The sequence below is a fragment of the Streptomyces sp. NPDC002926 genome (assembly GCF_053591755.1).
The window spans coordinates 23,889-46,214 of the sequence record NZ_JBSFUK010000021.1; the positions used below are offsets into that span (position 1 = coordinate 23,889).

Genomic DNA, 22,326 nt, shown 5'->3' on the forward strand with positions numbered 1-22,326 from the left:
AGCCATCTCCTGTTGGGCTTGAACAGAACCATTCCGTGCTGTAGCCCAACTACCAGCTCAGGACCCCCAAGCTTTGTGGGGGTTCAACAAGCCGTTCATCTGAGAGCCACCTCACAGTGCTGGGTGGCTCCAGCGGTGCCACCGGCGATTCGCAGCCGCAGCGACCGGCCGGTGGCGAGCACCTCGACAGAGGCGTCCTTGCTGGTCACCTTACGCACCGGATGGTGCCAGGTGATCTCCACGGGCTCTCCGGTACGCGGCGGCTCGCTGATGTGGAGGGTCGCGGTGCGACGATTACTCCGTACGAGGGCACTCGCCTGGGCCGTTGAGGTGAGCGGGCCCACCGTACCGGGCTGCCAGAAGTTCGCCGCGGTCAGTCCCAGGGACCGGACGGACACAGCCTGGCAGGCCCTGGTGTTGGCGAGGACTTCCAGCCAGTGCTCGTCCCTGGCGCGGGCGGCGAGGGTGTGGCGGCTCGCTCCGGGCATCAGCAGATACACGTACGACGCGTTCGCCGGGTCGGTGCCGTGGTCGAGCCAGAGGGTCTGGTAGCGGCGGGTGGCCCGCTCGGTGGAGCTGGTGGTGTTGATGTCGCTCCAGGCGCCGGTCCGGACCTCGCGCAGGGTGCGCAGCGGCTCCGTACCGTCCGGGAAGATCCAGCCGCCGTGGCCTTCGAGGTGTGCCCAGCCGCGCCCGGCCGTGAAGTCGTTCGTTCCCCCGGCGCCGAGGTTGCGGTTGTCCACCACCGTCTCGACGGGGACGCCGTCGGTGCTCGAAATACCCGCGCCGAGGCAGAGGACCGCGTCGGCGACGCAGAACCAGGACTTACGGGCCTGCAGGGTGGAGCCGAGGCCGAGCAGATACTGGCCGACAGCCGCGAACTCGCCGTCGCTCGCGCCGCCCACCCAGGTCGCGGCGGGCTTGGGCTCGCCCCATTCGCCGCCCGCCCGGTCGGCAAGTCGCTTGGTCGACACAGTCGTCCCGGGCAGCCGGTAGGGATCGACGGTGGGCCAGAACCAGTCCGTGTACTGATCGGACCGCCCGCCTCGGCCCTCACCCGGCCACCAGTAGAGCATTCCGGCGCCGGTGTGCCAGCCGCGCGGATTCTCGCCGTTGCCGCACTCGTAGTGCGCGATCCGCTGCGAGGCCATGGAGATGTTCGCGGCCCAGCCGGGCCTGCGGTGCACGGCCCGGTCCATCGAGGCGAAGAGCTGGTGGCCGACCGGCTCGGGCGCGGCGGGCACGGGTGCGGCGGCGACCGCGTGGAGCCTGGAGAGGTCGGCGACGCCGAACTGCCGGCCGCTGAGGATCGGCGTGGTGGTGTCCCGTTCGATCCAGCCCTTGATCCGGGCGTGCCAGCGGTCCCGCTCGGCGGCGGAGGCCCCGCCCGCGAGGAGCGCGATGGCGGCGATCAGCCCCTGCCCGTGGAAGTGGTCGCTGCGCATGATCTTGCGCTCGTCGCTCTTGAGGTAACCCCGGCTGATGGCGCGGCCGTTGACGCTGTCCATCATCAGCCCGTTGTAGATCAGCGGCGCGTACGCGTGCTCGACACTGTCCAGGATGATCTGCCGGTTCGGGTCGGTGACGTCCCAGGCAGAGCCCGCGAGCAGCGCGAAGAGGCGGCCGAGTCCGTCGAGCATGACCTGTCCGTACGTCCCGGAGTAGGCGACCCAGGTGTGCTGGACGAACGAGCCGTCGGCGTAGAGGCCGTCGCCCCTGGTGACGTACGGGAAGACGGGCGAGAGGGCGTCGCGGGCCAGCGTGATCCTCCCGGAGTCCCTGCCGAGGACGCCGCGCAGGGTGACGGAGCGGCAGAGGTCGACGCGGTTGGCTCCGGTGGATGTGCCGCTGTAGTCGCCGAGCACGGCGTCGGGGATGAAGTGGTCGACGGCGGCGAAGGCCTGCGTCCGCCGGGTCTCGGTGAGTCGGTCGTGAAGGACGGCCACGATGTCCATGAGGAGGCGGGGGCTGCCTATCTGCCACTCCCACCAGTTGCCGTAGCGGGTGGTGGAGGGGTTGTAGATCGTGGTGGCGAGATGGTCGAGCCCGCGGATGATGTCGGCGAGGAGCCCGGCGTCGCCGGTGAGGCCGGTGCCCCGCTGTGCGTACGCCTGGGCCATGGTCCAGAGGCGGCTGTAGCTCTGGGTGATGCCGGAGGGCGGGTCGAAGGGGTAGCCGGGCCACAGCGAGGTGTCGGTGGGGGCCATGGAGGCGCGGAATCCCGCGGCGAGCCCTCCCGTTTCGGCGAGGCGGGAGGCGTACGGCTCGGCGGTCGGGTCGTAGCCGGTGCCGAGGCTGATCTCCAGCCAGCGCAGCCGCAGGGTCTCGTACTCGTCGTCGGCCGTCGCACGTCCCGGGGAGAGCAGGCCAAGAGCGCTTGCTCCGGCGGTGGCGATGAACAGTCGGCGGGACCATGCGGACGGCAGCGGCACGGGGGCCTCCGGAACCGAAGTGACGTAGACCGGTTGCGTGTTGGTCTAGCACGCGCTTCTTCTTGCTTTCAATGGGCATGGCAGGAACGTGCGGAAAGCGCTTGCCCTCGGGTTCACGGCGAGCGTCCCGCACGCCGCCGGCTCGGCGGCCGGACCGAGGTCGGTCACGGTGAAGCCGTCGAGGACGAAGTCCGCACCGTCCGGGGCGTCGTCGCGCTTGCGCAGACCGGTCCAGGTGTCACCGCAGCCCGCCGTGACGGTCTCGGTGAAATGGCCGGTGGTACTCCCCGGGCCACCGCCGGGAGGTGCCCCCTGCCGTCCGATCGGCGTGCGGCGGGTCTCGACGGAGGCCGGGACCCCGTCCGCACCGATCCGGTCGTAGCCGGTGACCCACTCGTACGCGGCCGCGTGGCTCGACTGGTAGTCGTACTCCACCCGGTAGCTGTGCCCGTTCTCCGTCGGCACGGTCCAGGGCGCGGTGCGGTAGACGAGACCGGCGTTCTCCTCGTGGGACTTGAGGGACTCTTCGCCGCTCAGCACATCGTCGACGAGCTTTCCGTTCCAGCCCGCCTGGGTGTACGGGGCGTGCTTCTGCGCGATGTGGGTGCGCGGGTCGGTGACCCCGCCCGCGTCGCCCTTGAGGAAGGGGCCCCAGCCCTGGTCGACGGCCTCGAAATCCTCGTACACGACCGTGCCCGGTCTGACCGCCGGAGCGTTTCTGACCACCCGTACGTCGTCGACGCCGACAGTGGCCGTACTGCCGCCCGCCGCTTCGATCGTGAGTGTGGCGGCGGACCCGCGCGGCGCGGTGAAGTTCACCTTGGCGCGCTGGAAGTAGGTGCCGTGCCGGTCGGAGGCGGCGACCTGGTCCTTCGCGGTCGAGCGTTCCACCACGACGGACGCGCCACCGGCGGACAGGGTCGTACGGCGTACCCTGCCCGGCTGGACCTCGATCCGGGCAGACGCGGTGTAGCGGGCGCCCGGCGTGAGTCCGGTCAGCCGCTGGGAGACGGAGGCCGTGCCGCTGCCGCCCAGCAGGCCGCTGTTGCGGCCCTGGCCGTCGGTGTGGCGGGCGACCGTACCCCGCTTGGTCCAGGCGGCCGTCCGGGCGTCGTTGAAGCCGGGGTCGGCGACCGGGCCGCCCTGGCCCCACAGCGGATCCCGCGGGGCGGGCGCGCGGCCCGGGTAGAGGACGTACGGCTGTCCGGCAGCCGCGGCCAGCGTGATCCGGCCGTCCACGGGCCGCACGGTGCCGGTCTTCACGCGCCCGTTGTCGGTCAGCTTGTACACGGTGTACGACGACGCACCGGTCACGGTCCAACTACTGCTGCCACCGGCCTTGTTGTAGTGGTACAGCTTCTTGCCGCCGTCCCACGGCAGCAGATAGCGGTCGCCGTCCAGGACCTTGCGGCCGTGGTCGTAGAACGTGCGGCGGCCGTCCTCGACCGTGCCGCGCACGCCGCCCGTGAAGACCAGGTCATTGCCGTTCCAGCGGGTGATCTGCTCCTGCTGGAGGTACTTGGCCGGCAGATCGCGCTGCCAGACATTGCCGTAGAAGGCGTTCCAATCGGTCTCGCCGGTCCAGCCCTCGAAGTCCTGGAGGGCCGTCTGGCCGAGGACCGGATTGTTGTTCCACACGTCCTTCTCCCCGTTGCGGATGAACCGGATGATCTGCGAGTTGAGGCCCTTGTTGGTGGCTCCGCCGTAGTCCAGGTCATTGGCCCAGTGCGACCAGAGCGAGGCCCGCTCGAACTTGTCGGCCCACTCGGTGCCGACCGTCCAGCCCTGCGCCTGCACGGCCTGCATCGTCCTGTCGGCGATCCAGCCGTGCGTGTAGTAGACGTCGATGTAGAGGAAGGAGAGATTGCGGTCGGTCTCGTCCCTCAACTGCTGGAATCGGCGCGCCAGATCACCGCTGTTGATGTCACGGCGCTGGTCGATGTAGTAGCTCTGGTTCAGCCAGTTCCAGCCGGGCCTGGTCTTGTCGACGAGGTTCTCGGTGAAGTGGTGCGCCTCGGGGTACGACTCGGTGGCGTTCACATGCACGCCGAAGGACGCGCCCCACTTCCTGCCTCCCCTCAGCAGGGTATTGAGGTCCGTGAGGCCGCCGGCGCGCTTGTTGTAGTTGCCGCCGTAGTCCGGGTGCGCCGAGTCGTGGCCCTCGGATCCGTACCCCTTGAGCACCGCCAGCTGCCCCAGCCCGTCCGTGGCGAGCGAGATCCGTTTGACGTCGTCGAGGGTCCGCAGGAAGGGGTGCGTGGCCTGGCTGGCGAAGTTGAACGGGATATGCGTGATCACCCGGTCGGGCGTCTGTCCGCTGCCCGGCGCCTTGACCCCGATCTCGCGGAAGGCGACCGCGCCGTCCTGCCAGTCGACCGTGTTGTCGCCGTTGGCGTCGGGTGTGACGACAACCTTCGCCCAGGGGAGGTTCCCGCCGCTCTCCGGGCGCGCGGCTCCACTCCCCCGGTAGGTCCACTGCCCGGACCAGACGCCGACGCGGGTGCTGCCGTCCGCGGCCTTGCGGGCCTGGTGCCAGAAACGGGCGTCGTCGCCGCCGGTGGCGCCGCTCGGTTTGTCGTAGCTGGAGTTGGACTCGACGGCCGCGGCCAGCGCTCCCGTATTGACCAGCGCGTACGAGGCTCCGACCGGTGCGGCGTCCGCCGCCGTCCCGGTCGTCACCCTGCCGAAGACGTCGGCGGTCTTCGTCGAGTCCGGGTCGAGCCGGGTGAAGGCGGTCTCGGCGCCGGTGTCCGAACTGCCGACCGAGACCAGGTCATGGCCGGGGATGTCGATGGTGCCGACACGGAAGGCCTCGGTGTCACGGACCGCGGTGATCTTGAAGGCAGTGGTCCGGCCGGAGACGGAGAGTGTCGCCTCGATCTCGACACCGGGCAGGTCGGCGAAGGTGAGGGTGTACGCGGCGCTCGACGCCGTGACGGTGGGCTCGCCCTTCGACCGCACTCCGTACGCCTTGCCGTTGAGGGTGACCGCCGTCACCGGGGCCGTACTCCCGAGAAGCCCGGCCCCACTGGCACGGTCGGTGTACGAGAGAACCCTCGGGAAGTCCTCGGCGACGGCGACCGAGAGCTGGGCGGAGCCTATGACGACGGGGGCTTCGCGCTCGGCTGCGGCCGTCGCCGCCGCGGGAACGGCGACGGCCGGGGATGCGGGCCCGGCCAGGGCGAACACGACGGATGAGACGGCGACGAACGCGCACGCCGTACGGAGTCTTCGTGGCATGGGGACTGCGTAGTCCTCCGCTCTCACCACCGTCAACGACGTCGTGCGCCGAGGCCGCCAGTAGTCCAACAACCCCGGTGCGTTAGTCCAAGTCGCCTACGGAGCCGTCAACTTATGAATCGGCCAAGATAATGAGAGCGCTCTCAGTCACCCCTATTGACGCCCGCCCCAGCCGTGGCAAGAGTGGTGGACACCCCCCACGATCCCAGGAGTTCATGCCGTGATATCCCGCAGAACGTTCCTTTCCGGCACCGCAGCTGCCGCGACAGCACTCACCTACCCCGCCTGGGGAAGCGCTCTCAGCAGGCACGCCGAGGCCGCCGCCCCCAGCTGCGAACTGGCCCTGGAGAACAAGTCGTTGCCCGGCTCGGTCAACGCGTACGTCACCGGCCATGAGCAGGGCACCGGACGCTGGGTGCTGCTCCGTCCGGGCGGCGGCGTCTACTACCCCGAGTCCCCGTCCGCGCCGCAGACCCCGCTCCCCGTCGACTGCGCCATCCCGCTGCGCCCGGCCGGCGCGGGCCCGGTGGTGCTGACGCTGCCGCAGATGTTCGGCGCCCGCGTCTACTTCGTACGCGACAACAAGCTCAACTTCTTCGTCAACCCCGGCCCCGCCCTGGTCGAGCCCGCCTTCGCGACCCCCGCCGACGCCAACTACGGCCGCACCTGGTCCTTCGCGGAGTTCACCTTCAACCCGTCGCAGCTGTACGCGAACATCAGCTATGTCGACCTGGTGACCGCACTCCCGATCGGTCTCACGCTGACCGGCGACGCCACCCACAGGGTCGCGGCTCTCCCGAACGGCGCGCTGCAGAAGATCGCCGACGGACTGGTCGCCCAGGCGGGCCGTGACGGACAGCCCTGGGACAAGCTGGTCATCCGCGGCTCCGGCGGCCAGATGCTGCGGGTGATCTCACCGCAGAATCTGATGGCCCCGTACTTCGACCGCCCCGCGGAGATGCCCTTCCGGAACGTCTTCGACACCTACATCAATCAGGTCTGGCAGAAATACCGCTCGACCGATCTGCGGATCGACCTGCAGGGCGGGCGGGGCATCCGCACCGGGCGCGTCAACGGCGACGTCATGACCTTCACCGGCGGCCACACCTTCGCCAGGCCGACCTCGAAGGACATCTTCACCTGCAACCACGGCCCGTTCGCCAACAACCCCGGCGACCCCGACGACAAGAAGGGCCTGCTGGCCAGGTTCGCCGCCGGCTTCAACCGGACGACCCTGCTGACCCACCCCGACCAGCCGAACAGCGCGACCTCGGCCGACTACTACCGGGATCCTGCCACCAACCACTGGTCACGCGTGCTGCACGCCAACACCCCGATCGGCTACGCCTTCCCGTACGACGACGTCCGCCCGGACGGCCGGCCGGACGTCTCCGGTGCGGCGTACGACGGCAACCCGCGGCGCTTCACGCTGACCGTCGGGTCCTGACACGCACGGGTGTCCGGCCGGCATGGGGGAAACGGCCGGACACCCGCCCGCACCGGCTCAGCAGCCGCCGCAGTTGTAATAGATGACGTCCCAGTGGCTGCCCTCGTCCGCGTAGACGTTCCCGGAGCCGGACTTCCACTGCGGGGCGCCGTCACCGGGACGCGCGCCGATGTAGCTGAAGGTGTTCTTGATGTAGTTGGTGACGCATGCGGACTTGGCGTAGTCGAGCTTGTAGCCGTTCCAGTGCGAGTACGTGCCACCCGCGTGCCCGGTCTCGGTGCCGCCGGTGATGTTGAGCGCACAGCCGGTGGCGCTCTTGAGGGTCTGTGCTCCCTTGGCGGTGTCGAGGTTGAGCTGCTCGAACGACGTACATGTCGGATTGTTGCGGTCGGAGCAGCCGCCGGACGAGGACCAGGTGATCCCGGACGAGCGGAACATCGAGCTCGCCGTGGCATGACTGATCTTGGTGGCGGCGTTCGCGTCGGTAGCGCCGCTGATGACACCGAATCCGGGCGCGAAGAGCGCACCAGAGACGAGCGCGAGCGTGCTCAGAGCAGAGCGGACTTTCATGGCGGGGGATCCCTCCTGCTGGCGACCGTTGAGGACCGTGTTTTCCGGTGGGACGGCTGTGCAGGTGGCGCAGGGAGATGGTGCCCGAGTTCTACGCGCGTCCGCCAGAGGGCGTCCGCGTCCTTCGAAATGAACCCCTCGAGAGGATGCCGAAGATGTTGAACTTTGAACGGAATAGGTCTACGGTCGGTGCTGTTGAACCTTAAACAACACGCCACCACGTCCCCCAAGGAGTGCGTCATGGGTCTCTTCAACCGCAAGACCGACACCACCACCACCACCACCGCGACCGCCACCACCACGGTGGACCCGGCGCTCGCCGCCCTGACCGGCGAGTACAGCATCGACCCCGCCCACAGCAGCATCGGCTTCACCGTGCGCCACGCCATGGTCACCAATGTCCGCGGCTCATTCGGCGACTTCTCCGGCAGCCTGCAGCTGAACGGCACCGACCCCCACCACTCCACCGCCGAGATCGACGTCAAGATCTCCAGCGTCGACACCGGGATCGCCGACCGCGACGGCCACCTGCGCAGCGGCGACTTCTTCGAGGCCGAGAAGTACCCGCTGATGACGTTCCGGTCGACGCACGCGGAGCAGCTCGGCGGCGACTCGTACCGCATCACCGGCGACCTGACGATCAAGGACGTCACGCGCCCGCTCGCCATCGACCTGGAGTTCAACGGCTCCGCCACCGATGTGTACGGCAATGAGCGCGTCGGCTTCGAGGGCAGCGCCGAGATTCTCCGCTCCGACTGGGGCCTGACCTGGAACGCGGCGCTGGAGACCGGTGGCGTGATGGTCAGCGACAAGGTCAGGCTGAACTTCGACATCTCCGCGATCAAGGCCGCGCCGCAGGCCTGATCCCGTAGACCCGACCGGCCTGCCCCACGAGCGCGCCCGCCCTGCCGTCCCCACGGCCGGGCGGGCGCTCGGTCATGTCCGCTTCGCCTCAGAGGCCGTTGGTGTACAGGAGCCGATTGGGCGAGCCTTGACTGACGTTGACGAGAACGTCCTTGGTGGCCCCGTCCTCGAGCCAGATGGCGACCTCCTGCGGGAGCGCCGTCGGATGCTGCGCCGCGTAGAGCGCCGCGACACCGGCGACATGGGGAGAGGCCATGGACGTGCCGCTCTTTGTCGAGCTGCCGCCGAAGAATCTCGCCGAGACGATGCTGACACCGGGCGCGTAGAGCGACAGGCACTCGCCGAAGTTGGAGAAGTCGGCCTCTTCGTCATTGCGGTCGGTCGCACCGACTGTCACCACACGGTCCGCGGACGCGGGTGAGGCGTCACAGGCGTCCGCCGAATCGTTGCCGGCGGCGACGACCGGCAGGACACCGCTGTCCGAGAGGGCGGTGATGGCGTTGTTCACCGCGACCGACTTCTCGCCGCCGAGGGAGGCGTTGAGGACGGCCGGATGCTTGGCGTTGGCCGCCACCCAGTCCAGTCCGGCGATCACAGCCGACCAACTGCCCATGCCCAGGCAGTTGAGGACCCGGACGCCGACGAGGGAGGCCTGGCGTGCCACGCCGTACGTCTTGCCCGCGACCGTGCCCGCGACATGGGTCCCGTGGCCATGGCAGTCGCGCCCCTTCCACCCGTCCCCGACGGCGTCGTAGCCGAATACGGCGCGCCCGCCGAACTCGGTGTGGGTGTAGTCGATGCCGGTGTCGAGGATGTACGCGGTGGCGCCCTGTCCGCCGGTTTTCGCGGTGAAACTCTTGTCGAGCGGCAGGTTGTGCTGATCGATACGGTCCAGACCCCAGGACGCGGCCGGTGCCAGCGAGGCCCGTGCCAACGAGGCCGCTGCCCGGGTGTCGCCGTCCCCGGATCCCTGCACCGAGACCGTGGCATCCTCCTCGACAGCCATGACCCCGGGGGTCGCCCGCACCCAATCGAGCTGCTGCGGACTCAGCGCGGCGGCGAATCCCCGCATCGCCGACTTGTAGGTGAAGGTCGGCTGCACGCCGACCTGCCCCATCACCGACTCCGTGTCGACGGCCTTGCTGAGGGTCACGATGTAATGACCGGGCACGGCTTTCGCCGAGCGGTACAGCGGGGCGGGGGCGGCACGCTCGTCGGACGCCCGGGCGGACCGGGCGGAAGCGTACATGGGTCCGGCCATCACCATGGCAGCGGTGAGGGCGGCGGCCGCGAAGGCTCTGAGCCTCGTTCTGTTGCGCATGGGCATGAAGCAAACACAGAAAGACGATCATGTTCAATTACCCAGTGTAGCGATTCGCAACTTTACGTAATGAATTCGACACGGGCCCGCCGTAAGGGCCGACTCGGGACGCCGTCCGCACGCGGGAACAGGTACAGCCGGAAGCCGCGACCCGGCGCACACCGTGCAGCGCGTGCAGATCCGGCGCCTCCGGCGCTGCGCCGAACTCCCTTTTCGGGGGCTGCACATCATGCCGACGGACGGGAAGCGCACGCCGGACCGGCCGGCCCACGGTTCCGCTGGGCCGCCTTCGGTACCGAGCGCCGGCTAGGGAGACAGGGCGGTGCCGAGGGAGTCGGCGCCCATGGGCTTCGGTGCGCCCTTCTCGTAGAAGACATCGAGGTCGGTGATCGTGAATCCCGCGGTCGCCAGCATGTCGACGGTCGGCCTGGTGAGATGGCACCCGCCGAAGATCCGCTTGTTCAGTGGCTCGAGCCGCCTTTGCCAGCGGCGCACGTTTTCGTCCTCTGCCGGGGCAAGCCCGTGCTCAAGGAAATGCAGAGTCCCTCCGGGCTTGAGGACGCGGCGCACCTCACGCAGCGCCGCCGCTGCATCCGGGATGGTACAGAGCGTCCAGGTGGAGAGCGCGGCGTCAAAAGTGTCGTTCTCGAAAGGCAGTGCCTGGCCGTCCAGACCGGCGCGCTGCACCGGGACGGTGGCCGCCCTGACGCGGTCGCCGGCAAGTTGCCAGCCGACATCCGAAGGTTCGACCGCGGTCACGCCGGTGACGGCCGCCGGGTAGAAGGGGACGTTGTGCCCCGAACCGAATCCGATCTCGATCACTTCGCCCGCCAGGCCCTCGCAGACCCGGCGTCGCAGCGGCTGGACCGTCTTCGTGCCACAGGCGACGTCGACGATCCGCGGCACGATTCGCTCTGCGTAGAACCCCATCGCGACCTCCGTGGCTCGCTTCCAGCATGGCACCGGCACTTCCCTGCGGGCACCGCTGCCGCTGAGCCGCTAGAAGCCGCCGCCCCCGTCGAACCCGCCACCACCGTCGAAGCCGCCTCCGCCGCTGAAGTCTCCGCCGCCGAAGTCGGAGGAGTTGAAGTCGGCACCCGAGTAGTCGCCGCCGCTGAAGTCTCCGCCGCCGTAGTCGGCCGCGTAGGCCGGCGTGGAGAGCATGCTGCCGAGCAGCGTGCCCACCAGCAGGCCGGGCAGCAGGCCGCCGCCGAAGTAGCCGCCGGCCCAGGGGCCGTACGCCGGTCCCGCCTCCCAGTACGGACGGCGGCCGGAACCCGTCTCGACCGTGCGGGCCATCGGGTCCTCGCCGTCCTCGAGACGGGTGGCGTCGGCGGCACACACCGGGACCTCACGGATCGCTGCGCCGGCCGGCGACCAGGAGACGTCGGCGACCGAAGGGCCGTGGCGCGGGTCGAAGAAGCACGGCGGCCGGCGCTCCGGCACGGCAACACCCGTGCGGCGTGCGTCCAGGACCGCCAGCGAGTAGCGGCCGTCCTCCAGGGCCTGGGTGACTTCGCGTACGTCACGGGGATGCCCGGCGGCTCCCATCAGCGACTTCGCCTTGTCGTACGAGTCGAGTGCGCGCTCGTAGTCGGCGCGCATGGCATCGGTCGCGCCCTTCTCAGAGGGATGGAAGTCGAGCCGGTCCAGCTCCTCGCCGAAGGCCGTGATGTCCTCGTCGACGACCACGCGGAGCTTGTCGAGGGCGGCCCGCTCCTCCTCGGCCTTCTTCCGGCGGTTGCGGTGGATGATCGTGTAGGCGCCCGCGCCGCCGGCGGCCAGGACCACGCCGAGAGTGACCAGGGAACCGATGTTCGAGCCCTGGTCAGGGCCCGCACCCCAGGAGGAGGGGGCGCTGCCGCGCGCCTGGGGCAGGGCCTGGTCGACGAAGTTGTTCAGCTGCGTGACCGCGTCGGCGCCCGGGGGCGTCTTGACCGCCGTGACCAGGTTCTGGACGGCCTGGTGGGACATGACACTGCGGTCCGCGCCGGCGTTGAAGCCGTTGCCGAGGCGGATCGCATACAGGCCGGTGATGCCGGTCTCGGTACGGATGTTCCGCAGGACCGAGTCCGGCGGGAACTCCGCGTTGTTCGGCAGGACCGCCACGAAGACCGGTTTGTCCGCGTCCTTGATTTTCTTGGCGAGGGCGTTCGCGTCGGCCTTGGACAGCTGGCCGGTGGCGCGCGGGTCCACGTACACCGGGCTCTTCTTCAGCGCCGCGGCCACGGTTTCGGGGCCGGTGGCCGCCTGCGCTGCCGGGGCCGCCACGAGGGCGGTCGCCGAGAACGCGAGCAACAGACCGGACACTGCGGTGAACAGCCTGGTCTTCATACTTCCGACGCTACCTGAACAGGTGCGAATCCGGACAAGCGCCGAGGCGCGGGGAACCGGGGCTCCGCCCCCGGGCCCCCGCGCCTCAATCGCCGGCGGGGCTTGATTTTCGCCGGCGATCGAGGACACACCCGAAGGCCGTACCCCGGGGCCGGGGACTAACTCAGCCTGTACGCCAGCGTCAGCTTCGCCACCGCCTCCGTCAGGTCGCCCGTCAGCAGGAGGTGGTCCGCCTCCGCGAACGGCTTCGCGACCGCCGCCGTCACCTGCTGACCGATCTTCTGCTGGGCGATCAGCCGGGCCTGCGAGACGAGCGCCCTGGCTTCCGGCGAGTCCGCCCGGCCCGCCGCCTGAAGGATTCTCGCCGCGACGGCGAGGGCCTTGAGGGTGACTTCGCCACCCGTCGGCGGCTTCCTGAGCGTGGTCAGACCCCAGCCGTACGGGTACTGGGGGTCGTACGCGTTGTCCCCGACATTGATCGGCAGCTGCGCCTGGGACTTCGGCCAGGTGACCGGGAGCTGTCCGGTGAAGGGCTTCTTTCCGTAGAGGACGTCGGCGACGCCGTCGCCCTCCGTGCCCGGCAGCCAGGAGGCGACGAGGGCATCGATGTCGGCGAGGCGGTCGCCGATGAGCTGGGGGCGGCCGGAGACGATCAGCACCGCGCACTTCATCGCGGCACAGACCTTGTCGACGGCGGCCTTGTCGGCGGCGCTCAGCTCCAGGTCGTGGCCGTTGCCGACATCGCCGATGCCCTCGGCGTACGGGGTCTCGCCGACCACGACCACGCCGACGTCATGACCGCCGGTGGGCGCGGAGGCGTCCTTGGAGTAGGTGACCGCGTCGGGGGCGGCCTTCCTCATGCCCTCCAGGATGGTCGTACCCGTGGTGATCTTTCCGGAGGAGCCCTGCCAGGTGATGGTCCAGCCGCCGGCCTGGTTGCCGAGGTCGTCGGCGTTGGACCCGGCGACGTACACCTTCTGGGTCGGCTTCAGCGGCAGCACCGCGCCGTCGTTCCTCAGCAGGACCTGGGACTTGGCGGCGGCCTCGCGCGCCACGGCGCGGTGCTGTGCCGAGCCGATCTGCGACAGGTTGGAGGTGTCCGCGTACGGCTTTTCGAAGAGGCCCAGTGTGAACTTCTGGGTCAGGATCCGGGACACGGCGTCATTGATCCGGGCCTCGGGGATACGGCCCGCGTTGACCTCGTCCTGCAGGGTCCGATGGAAGTCCGGGTAGTTCGTCGGCACCATGATCATGTCGAGTCCGGCATTGATGGACGTACGGACGTCGCTCGGGTAGTCGCCCGGAATCTGGTCGATCGCCTGCCAGTCGCTGATGACGAAGCCCTTGAAGCCCATGCGGTTCTTCAGGACACCGTTGATCATTTCCGCACTGGCGTGCATCTTCACCGGGCCCTGGTCGTCGCCGAGGATGTCCAGCGAGGAGTACGAGGGCATGACCGTGCCGGTGCCGCGCTTCACCGCCTCCGCGAACGGCGCGAGGTGTACTGCTTCCAGCTCCTGCCGGGTGACCTTGGTGATGCCCTGGTCGATCGTGTACGAGCCGGTGGATGACGAGCCGAATTCCGTACCGCCGTCGCCGACGAAGTGCTTGGCGGTGGCCAGCACCTTGTCATTGCGGTCGAGGTCCTTGCCGGACGGTGCGCCCTGCATCCCCTTGATCACCGTCTCCATGGCGGTGACCAGAGCGGGGTCCTCGCCGAAGGCCTCGTAGGAACGGCCCCAGCGCTCGTCGCGGGTGACGCAGAGGCAGGGCGCGAAGTCCCACGGAATGCCGGTGGCGCGTACTTCCTCCGCTGTCACCGCGCCGGTCTTCTCGGCGACGGACGGGTCACGGCCGGCCCCGATGCCGATGTTGTGCGGCATGATCGTCGACCCGATGACGTTGTTGTGGCCGTGCACCGCGTCCACGCCGTAGATCAGCGGTATCTGGAACCGCGTCGCCTGGGCGCGCAGTTGGTACGCGTCGACCATCTTCGCCCATGCCCCGGGTGCGTTGGGGGTGGGCACCGAGCCGCCGCCGGAGAGCAGTGAGCCGAGACCGTAACCGGCGATGTCGCCCTGCGACTTGAGGGCGTTGCGCTCGGCCTGGGTCATCTGGCCGGCCTTCTCCGCGAGGGACATCCGGGAGAGGAGGTCGGCGACGCGCTTCTTCACGGGGAGGCGCTTGTCGAGATACGGCAGGCCGTGGGCGTCCACGACGACCTGCGGGGTCTCGGCCGGGGGCTTGGCGCCGGTGACGGTGAGCTTCAGCGGGACCGTCTCGGCGGACTCGGCCGTGCGGTCCTTCTTCGTGGTGACGGCGACAGTCCGGGACGTGCCGGAGGCAGAACCGGCCGGGAAGGTGACGGTGCCGGAGACCGGTGTGTAGTCCGTGCCGGCTTCGGCGGTGCCGCCCTCGGTCGTGTACGCCACGGTCACGGGCTCGTCGACCGGGCCCGATCCGGTGGTGGCGACGGAGATCTTCACCTGTGCGGTGCCGCCCTCGTCGACCGGGTACACGGCGGCGTCGGTGACGACGTTCGCCTTGAGCGCCGGGTCGGCCTTGCCGTACAGCTCCACGCCGTCCATGGCGAACGTGCCGGGCGCGCCGGTGGGCAGGGTGAGCGCGTATCCCCACATGGCGTTGAGGCCGAGAATGTGGTCGATGCCGCCGACCGGCTGGTAGTCGGCGCGGTAGACGAAGTCGGCGAAGGGGATCTCGACGAGATGCCAGCCCTCCCAGTCGTCGGTGAAGGACGTGGTCCACAGCTCGGAGGCCTCGCCGTTGGCGCCGCCGTCCTTCAGCTCGAAGTTGATGCGCTTGCCGGAGCCGGGCGGCAGCGGGGCGGTGTTCTGTCCGTACCACCAGAAGCGGATGCCCTTGTGCGCGGTCCAGTCGTGGGCGGGCTTGTCGAAGGCGAAGTCGTGGGTGAGTCCGCCCCAGCCGCTGATGTCGTAGCTTCCTTCGAGGACCTTGGCGCCTTCGGGGGCGTCGGCACGCTCCTTGAACTCCAGCCTGGGCTGGTCGTCGGCGTCGCTGCCCCAGGTGAAGATCCCTTCGGCCGGGGGGCCCGCGAAGGGGATCTCCCCCTCGAAAGCGTCGACGGTGACCGGGGCCGGGTCGTCGGCGGCGGCGCTCGGAACGGCTGCGGCGAGGAGGCCGGTGAGTACGGCGGTCGCGGCGAGCACCGCGGTTCCGGCTCTGCTTCCGGCTCTGGTTCTGGTTCCGCTTCCGGCTCTGGTTCTGAGGCGTGGCATTGCGGCTCCTTCAGTGCGGGTCACGGTTGTGTGCGGTCCTGTACGGCCTGCGGCCGTGTCCTCAATCGCCGGGCGGGCTCAATAGGCCCGTCGTCATGACGACGGCGCGGATCGGCGGACGATCAACTCGGTGGGCAGGATGACGGGTTCATGGGGAGCGGCCGTGCCGCCGAGATGGGCCAGCAGCATCCGCGCTGCCGTCTCGCCCATCTCGCGCATGGGCTGGCGGACGGTGGTCAGCGGGGGCTCGGTGTGCTGGGCCATGGGGATGTCGTCGAAGCCGACGACGGCGATGTCGTCCGGCACGCTCCGGCCCGCGGCACGCAGCGCCCGCAGCGCACCCGCGGCGCTGAGGTCGTTGTGCGCGAAGACCGAGTCGAAGTGCCTGCCGGTGGCGAGTTGCCGCTCGACCGCGAGCCGCCCCGACAGCTCGGTGAAGTCCCCCTCCGCGATCAGTTCGGTCGGCAGGACCTCGAGGAATCCCTTGAGCCGGTCCTGTACGCAGCCGAAGTGCCGGCGGCCGGTGACGATCAGGGGGCGGCTGCGGCCCGCCGCCAGCAGATGACCGGCGGCCGACGCACCGCCTTCCCGGTTGGTGGTGGCGACGGACGGGAACTCGGGGTGGTGGCCGCGGTCGTCGATGAGGACGACCGGGAGTCCCTTGCGGTGCATCTCGGTGATGGTGTCGAGGGTGTTCTCGGGTTCGACGACCAGGAGGCCGTCGAAGGCGCGGGCGGAGACTCGACCGGTGAAGTGCCCGACGGACTCGGCGCCACGGTTGCAGGTGAAGAGCAGCAGTCCGTACCCGGCGGCCTCGACGGTGTCCACGACTCCCTGGAGGACTTCGCCCATCCAGGGCCAGGTGAGCGGGGGCGTCAGCATGCCGACCGTACGGCTGCTGCCGCGGGCCAGACCGACAGCGCCCGAGCTGGGCACATAGCCGAGGCTTGCGATCACTTCACGAACGCGGGCGGCCGTGCCGGCGTCGACTTCGCCCCTGGTGTTCAGGACGCGGGACACGGTCGTCTTGCTGACACCCGCCTCACGTGCGACGTCGGCGATCGTGACGGGCATTCCGGGGCCTCCGCCTCGAGGTCTGGAACCGGTGCCGGAACCGGTACCGGTGGTGCGCGGCGAGTCAACTCGTACCGGGTCCTGTCGTCAAGACTTCACACCGAGATCGGCCGGATCCCAAGTTCCTTGCGGGTGTGGGGTGTTGTGTGTTCAGGGTCTGAATGCGCAAACTCTTGACGGCTGTATGCGGCGGCAGTTCACTCACGCCTCGTCCCCCACACCACTGCCGGAGAGGGCCCAGCCCATGGCACGACGTACCAGAACGATCAGGATCCTGCTCGCATCGACCCTGGCCGCCGCCGGTCTCACCGGTCTGACGACCGGATCCGCGCAGGCCGCCGGCGAGCAGGTGAACATCTGGCTGACCACGACGGACGACGCCGGCGGCCGTCATGTCACCCGCGGCCTCGAGCAGCAGTCACCCGTCACCTTCCAGGCGGGCAACGGCGGCAGCGGCACCGGCATCAGCGTCGACGAGAACACCCGCTACCAGACCTTCACCGGTGGCGGCGCCTCGTTCACGGACACCGCGGCCTGGCTGATGAAGAGCAGCGGAGCGCTGTCCCAGGCGACCCGCGACGCGACGATGAAAAAGCTCTTCTCGCCGACCGAGGGGATCGGGCTCTCCTTCGTCCGTAATCCGATGGGCGGCTCGGACCTGGCCCGCTTCGGCTACACGTACGACGACCTGTCGGCCGGCCAGACCGACCCGTCACTGTCGAAGTTCTCGATCGCGCACGATCTGGCCGACGTACTGCCGCTGACGAAACAGGCCAAGCAGCTCAATCCGGCGCTCACCACGATGGCCTCGCCGTGGACGGCGCCCGCCTGGATGAAGGACAGCGGGCAGCTCAACGGCGGCTGGCTGAAGGCCGAGCACTACGGCGCCTACGCCGGCTACTTCGTGAAGTATCTCCAGGCCTACCGCGACCAGGGCATCCCCGTCGACTACGTCACCGCGCAGAACGAGCCGACCTGCTGCGACAGTTACCCTTCGATGAGCTGGAACGGCTCGGGTCTCGCCTACTTCACCAAGAGCGAGCTGCTGCCGAAGCTCCAGGCGGCGGGCCTGCCCACCAAGGTCCTGGCGCACGACTGGAACTGGGACACCTACGACGCGTACGCCGCCCCGACAGTGAATGACGCGGCGGTCCGCAGCCACCCGAACTTCGGCGGGATCGCCTGGCACGGCTACGGCGGGAACGTCTCCAAGCAGACCGAGGTGCACAACCGGTATCCGCAGCTGGACGCCTTCCAGACCGAGCACTCCGGCGGCACCTGGATCGCCGACCAGCAGCGGGAGGACATGACCAACATCATCGACTACACCCGTAACTGGGCCGGGTCGGTGACGAAGTGGTCCCTCGCCGTCGACCAGAACCGGGGCCCGCACAACGGCGGCTGCGGAGTCTGCGACGGACTGATCACGGTGCACAACGGCGACGGCCGGCACGGCCAGGTCGACTACATGATCGAGTACTACACGATGGGCCACCTCACGAAGTTCGTGCGGCCGGGCGCCCAACGGATCGCCTCGACGGCGAGCTCGGCGGTGCCGAACGTGGCCTGGCGCAACCCCGACGGCTCGAAGGCGCTGATCGCGTACAACGACGGGGCGGCGGCGCAGACGATCACCATCGGCTGGGGTGGCCGGCACGCCACGTACTCACTGCCCGGCAGGACATCCGCGACCTTCACCTGGTCCGGCACACAGGCCGGCGGCCCGGACGCGGCGGGCAGCCTGACCGGCCTGGCGGGCAAATGCCTCGATGTGGCGGGCGGCGCCGGCGCGGACGGCACGGCAGTCCAGCTCTGGGAGTGCAACGCCTCCGCGGCGCAGCACTGGACGGTCCGCGCGGACGGCACCGTCCAGGCGCTCGGCAAGTGTCTGGACGTAACCGCAGGCTCGACCGCGAACGGCGCGAAGGTCCAGCTGTACGGGTGCAACGGCTCCGGCGCACAGCAGTGGCGCTACGAACCGTCGAGCGGCGATCTGGTGAACGTCCCGGCGGACAAGTGCCTCGACGTCTCCGACAACTCCTCGGCGAACGGCGCCCGCACGCAGATCTGGGCGTGCACCGGAGCCGCCAACCAGAAGTGGCGGCTCCGGTCCTGACGGGCGGGGGCTACTCGGCCGGTTCGACGCCGGCGCGCAGCAGACCGTAGGTGTACGCGTCCTCCAGGGCCTGCCAGGAAGCGGCGATGACGTTCTCGGCGACGCCGACCGTCGCCCATTCGCCGCTTCCGTCGCCCGTCGTGATCAGTACGCGGGTGGTGGACTCGGTGCCGTGGCGGCCTTCGAGGATGCGGACCTTGTAGTCGACCAGCTCCATCTTGGCGAGCTGCGGGTAGATCTTCTCCAGGCCGACGCGCAGCGCCCGGTCGAGTGCGTTGACCGGGCCGTTGCCCTCGGCGGTGGCGACGATGCGCTCGCCCTTGGCCCAAAGCTTCACGGTGGCTTCGTTGGCGTGAGTGCCGTCGGGGCGGTCCTCGACGATGGCCCGCCAGGACTCCGTACGGAAGTAACGGCGGGCCCGGCCCTCCGCCTCCGTACGCAGCAGCAGCTCGAAGGAGGCGTCCGCGGCCTCGTAGGTGTAGCCCCTGAGCTCGCGCTCCTTGACCCGCTCGACGACCCGGCCGACGAGCTCACGGTCACCTCCGAGGTCGATGCCGAGCTCCTTGCCCTTGAGCTCGATGGAGGCGCGGCCCGCCATGTCGGAGACGAGCATCCGCATGGTGTTGCCGACCTGCTCGGGGTCGATGTGCTGGTACAGATCGGGGTCGACCTTGATGGCGGAGGCATGCAGTCCGGCCTTGTGGGCGAAGGCCGAGACGCCGACGTACGGCTGGTGCGTGGAGGGAGTGAGGTTGACGACCTCGGCGATCGCGTGCGAGATCCGGGTCATGTCGGCCAGCGCGCCCTCGGGCAGCACCTTCTTGGCGTACTTGAGCTCCAGGGCGGCGACGACCGGGAAGAGGTTGGCGTTGCCGACACGCTCGCCATAGCCGTTGGCCGTGCACTGGACGTGGGTGGCGCCGGCGTCGACGGCGGCCAGGGTGTTGGCGACGGCGCAGCCGGTGTCGTCCTGGGCGTGGATGCCCAACCGGGCGCCGGTGTCGGCGAGGACGGTGGCGACGACGGCCTGGATCTGGGCGGGCAGCATGCCGCCGTTGGTGTCGCACAGCACGACGACGTCGGCGCCGGCCTCGGCCGCCGAACGGACGACGGACTTGGCGTACTCCGGATTGGCGCGGTAGCCGTCGAAGAAGTGCTCACAGTCCACGAACACCCGGCGGCCCTGCTCGCACAGGTGGGAGACGGTGTCGCGGACCATCTCCAGGTTCTCCTCGAGGGTGGTCCGCAGCGCCAGCTCCACATGCCGGTCGTGCGATTTGGCGACCAGCGTGATCACCGGTGCACCGGACTCGAGAAGTGCTCTGACCTGCGGGTCCTCGGACGCCTTGGCACCCGGCCTGCGGGTGGCGCCGAAGGCGACGAGCTGTGCGTGCCGGAAGGTGATCTCCTGCTGGGCACGGGAGAAGAACTCCGTGTCCCGCGGATTGGCGCCGGGCCAGCCGCCCTCGATGAACCCCACGCCGAAGTCGTCCAGGTGCCGTGCGATGGTCAGCTTGTCCGCAACGGTGAGGTTGATGCCTTCGCGCTGCGCGCCGTCACGCAGCGTCGTGTCGAAGACATGGAAGCTGTCGTCGGTCTCCGTGTCCGTGGCCTGTGTGGTCATGGCTGTGTTGACTCCTGTCGGATGAGTGGCTCCCGGAATTACTGGCTCCACTTGCCCCCATCTTCGCGCGCTGCCCGCTTCCGGCCGAGGTGGGGCCGGAAAACGAAAAAACCCCTCGCGGGTGCGAGAGGTCTGCGCGCGGGTCTGGGGCACGGTGGTCGCGTCGTAGTTGTTGGTACGAGGCGATCACTGAGGACCGGCGCGCCTGCTGCCCATAATCATGGCGAACGAAAGCACGGTCGCAGTCTGCCATACGCCGTGCGGCGGGCGGACGAGGGTCTCAGCATGCGGGCGCCCGCACCCGCTCGTCCTGGGGAGCGGCCCCGGGGCCCCGAGCCTCCCCCGGGGCTCCGCCCCCTGGCGCCGTACGCCCTTGGGAGTCCCCCACGCCCGCCAGGGCGCAGGGGGCTGTCCTCAATCGCCGGACGGGCTGGGTTTCCCGCCCTTCGAGGGTGTCTCAATCGCCGGACAGGCCGGGTTTCTCCGGGCGGGGAGCCCAGGCTCGTCGGCGGGGCATCTCAGCCCCTCCGGCGTTTGAGGAGCGGGGCTTGGGGCGGAGCCCCAACAGGAGCCTCGTCGGCGGGCACGGGGTCCGGGGCCGAGCCCCCGGGAAAGGGACCCGCTCTCACTCCACCCGGGCCGGGGCCGGGGTGACCGCGTCCTCGTCGGGCGCGGGTGACGGCGCCGTCACCCGGTTCAGGTCGATGTCACGCGTCTCGCGCATCGACAGATAGACCACCAGCGAGACCGCCGCGCAGCCCGCCACGTACCAGTAGAAGCCCGACTCGCGGCCGGCGTCCTTGAACCAGAGGGCCACATACTCCGCCGTGCCGCCGAACAGCGCGTTCGCGATGGCGTACGGCAGCGCGACACCCAGCGCGCGGATGCCCGTCGGGAACAGCTCGGCCTTCACACACGCGTTGATCGACGTGTAGCCGGTGATCACCACAAGGGCCAGCAGCGCAAGCCCCAGCGCCGGCCAGAACGAGCCCGCGTGCTTGAGCATCGTCATGATCGGCACGGTCAAAAAGGTCGAGCCGACCGCGAAGGTGATCAGCAGCGGACGGCGGCCGATCCGGTCGGAGAGCTTGCCGGCGAGCGGCTGCAGACAGGCGAAGACGATCAGCGCGCAGAAGGACACCAGCGTCGCGGTCTGTTTGGGCAGCCCGGCCGAGTTGGAGAGGTACTTGGTGAGGTAGGTCGTGTACGTGTAGTACGCGACGGTGCCGCCCATGGTCAGGGCGATGACCAGGAACGCCTCGCGCTTGTGCGCCCACAGTGCCTTGATGGTGCCCTTGTCCCCGGCGAGGGTGTCGTCGCCGGACTCCTCGTACACATCGGTCTCGAGCATGTTGCGGCGCAGATAGAAGACGATCGCCGCGCCCAGTGCGCCGATGATGAACGGGATGCGCCAGCCCCAGCTGTGCAGGGCGTCGTCGGACATGGTGCGCTGCAGGATGATCTGCAGACCGAGGCCGACGATCTGGCCCGCGGTCATCGAGACGTACTGGAAGCTGGAGGCGAAGCCTCGGTGCTCGGGGGCGGAGGCCTCGGTGAGGTAGGTCGCGCTGGCCGCGTACTCTCCGCCGACGGAGAGGCCCTGGAGGAGGCGGGCGATCAGCAGCACCACGGCGCCGCCGTAGCCCGCGACGCCGTAGGTGGGCGCGACCGCGATGAGGATCGCGGATGCGGACATCAGGCTGACGGTCAGGGTCAGCGCCGCCTTGCGGCCCTTGCGGTCACCGACCCGGCCGAGCAGCCAGCCGCCGACCGGTCGCATGAAGAAGCCGACGGCGAAGATGCCGGCGGTGTTCATGAGCTTGGCGGTGTCGTTCCCTTCGGGGAAGAACGCCCCCGCGAAATAGGTCGCGAAGCTCGCGTACACGAACCAGTCGAACCACTCGACCATGTTGCCGGCGGAACCGACCCAGATCTTCTTCCAGTGCTCTCGTCCCATGAGGTGAAACCGTGCCGGAGGGGCACTACCTCAACAAGACGGCAGGCGGCAACGATCGGGAGTACTTGCGTACGTTGCGTTCCCCGGACG

Annotated in this window: 12 protein-coding genes and 1 pseudogene; 3 read left to right on the forward strand and 10 right to left on the reverse strand. The window is 69.4% G+C overall.

The annotated features are described in order from the left end of the window. Positions 1-95: 95 nt before the first annotated feature. Together ACWDZ6_RS25270 and ACWDZ6_RS25275 are read right to left on the reverse strand one after the other, a co-directional pair. Complete coding sequence (locus ACWDZ6_RS25270; RefSeq protein WP_451504698.1) at positions 96-2,402, reverse strand: polysaccharide lyase 8 family protein; 2,307 nt, start codon at positions 2,400-2,402, stop codon at positions 96-98. A 126-nt stretch (positions 2,403-2,528) separates the two neighbouring features. After that, positions 2,529-5,672: pseudogene (locus tag ACWDZ6_RS25275) on the reverse strand (endo-alpha-N-acetylgalactosaminidase family protein); the annotation flags it as partial. A gap of 220 nt (positions 5,673-5,892) precedes the next feature. Between ACWDZ6_RS25275 and ACWDZ6_RS25280 the strand changes: the two are divergent. Continuing rightward, positions 5,893-7,119, forward strand: coding sequence for a glycoside hydrolase family 64 protein (locus tag ACWDZ6_RS25280; RefSeq protein WP_451504652.1), 1,227 nt, complete (start codon positions 5,893-5,895; stop codon positions 7,117-7,119). Positions 7,120-7,176: 57 nt separating this feature from the next. Here the strand turns inward: ACWDZ6_RS25280 and ACWDZ6_RS25285 are convergent, their stop codons facing one another. Then, on the reverse strand, positions 7,177-7,689 hold the full coding sequence (locus ACWDZ6_RS25285; RefSeq protein ID WP_451504653.1) for a hypothetical protein: 513 nt from the start codon (positions 7,687-7,689) through the stop codon (positions 7,177-7,179). Between the two features lie 240 nt (positions 7,690-7,929). Here ACWDZ6_RS25285 and ACWDZ6_RS25290 point away from each other — a divergent pair, with 240 nt between their 5' ends. Further along, the gene (locus ACWDZ6_RS25290; protein WP_451504654.1) at positions 7,930-8,553 is read left to right on the forward strand and encodes a YceI family protein; all 624 of its coding nucleotides are present in this window, start codon (positions 7,930-7,932) and stop codon (positions 8,551-8,553) included. 88 nt (positions 8,554-8,641) lie between these two features. Here ACWDZ6_RS25290 and ACWDZ6_RS25295 read toward each other — a convergent pair whose 3' ends face one another. The 5 genes from ACWDZ6_RS25295 to ACWDZ6_RS25315 all read right to left on the reverse strand — a co-directional run bounded on the left by ACWDZ6_RS25295 (position 8,642) and on the right by ACWDZ6_RS25315 (position 16,539). Continuing rightward, a complete protein-coding gene (locus ACWDZ6_RS25295) occupies positions 8,642-9,874 on the reverse strand; it encodes a S8 family peptidase (protein ID WP_451504655.1) in 1,233 nt (410 codons plus the stop codon). A 306-nt stretch (positions 9,875-10,180) separates the two neighbouring features. After that, positions 10,181-10,804: a class I SAM-dependent methyltransferase gene (locus ACWDZ6_RS25300; RefSeq protein WP_451504656.1), complete on the reverse strand. Its 624-nt coding sequence runs from the start codon at positions 10,802-10,804 to the stop codon at positions 10,181-10,183. Between the two features lie 69 nt (positions 10,805-10,873). After that, a complete protein-coding gene (locus ACWDZ6_RS25305; protein WP_451504657.1) occupies positions 10,874-12,208 on the reverse strand; it encodes a hypothetical protein in 1,335 nt (444 codons plus the stop codon). A gap of 158 nt (positions 12,209-12,366) precedes the next feature. Then, positions 12,367-15,465 (reverse strand): glycoside hydrolase family 3 protein, encoded by a 3,099-nt coding sequence (locus tag ACWDZ6_RS25310; RefSeq protein WP_451504658.1) that lies wholly within the window; start codon positions 15,463-15,465, stop codon positions 12,367-12,369. A 93-nt stretch (positions 15,466-15,558) separates the two neighbouring features. Next, the gene (locus ACWDZ6_RS25315) at positions 15,559-16,539 is read right to left on the reverse strand and encodes a LacI family DNA-binding transcriptional regulator (protein ID WP_451504659.1); all 981 of its coding nucleotides are present in this window, start codon (positions 16,537-16,539) and stop codon (positions 15,559-15,561) included. A gap of 244 nt (positions 16,540-16,783) precedes the next feature. Here ACWDZ6_RS25315 and ACWDZ6_RS25320 point away from each other — a divergent pair, with 244 nt between their 5' ends. After that, positions 16,784-18,655, forward strand: a complete 1,872-nt coding sequence (locus ACWDZ6_RS25320; protein WP_451504660.1) for a ricin-type beta-trefoil lectin domain protein — start codon at positions 16,784-16,786, stop codon at positions 18,653-18,655. A 10-nt stretch (positions 18,656-18,665) separates the two neighbouring features. On the opposite strand, the gene cimA is transcribed toward ACWDZ6_RS25320, so the two are convergent. Both cimA and ACWDZ6_RS25330 read right to left on the reverse strand, forming a co-directional pair. Next, complete coding sequence (gene cimA, locus ACWDZ6_RS25325; RefSeq protein WP_451504661.1) at positions 18,666-20,279, reverse strand: citramalate synthase; 1,614 nt, start codon at positions 20,277-20,279, stop codon at positions 18,666-18,668. 625 nt (positions 20,280-20,904) lie between these two features. Then, complete coding sequence (locus ACWDZ6_RS25330; protein ID WP_451504662.1) at positions 20,905-22,236, reverse strand: MFS transporter; 1,332 nt, start codon at positions 22,234-22,236, stop codon at positions 20,905-20,907. Between the last annotated feature and the right edge of the window lie 90 nt (positions 22,237-22,326).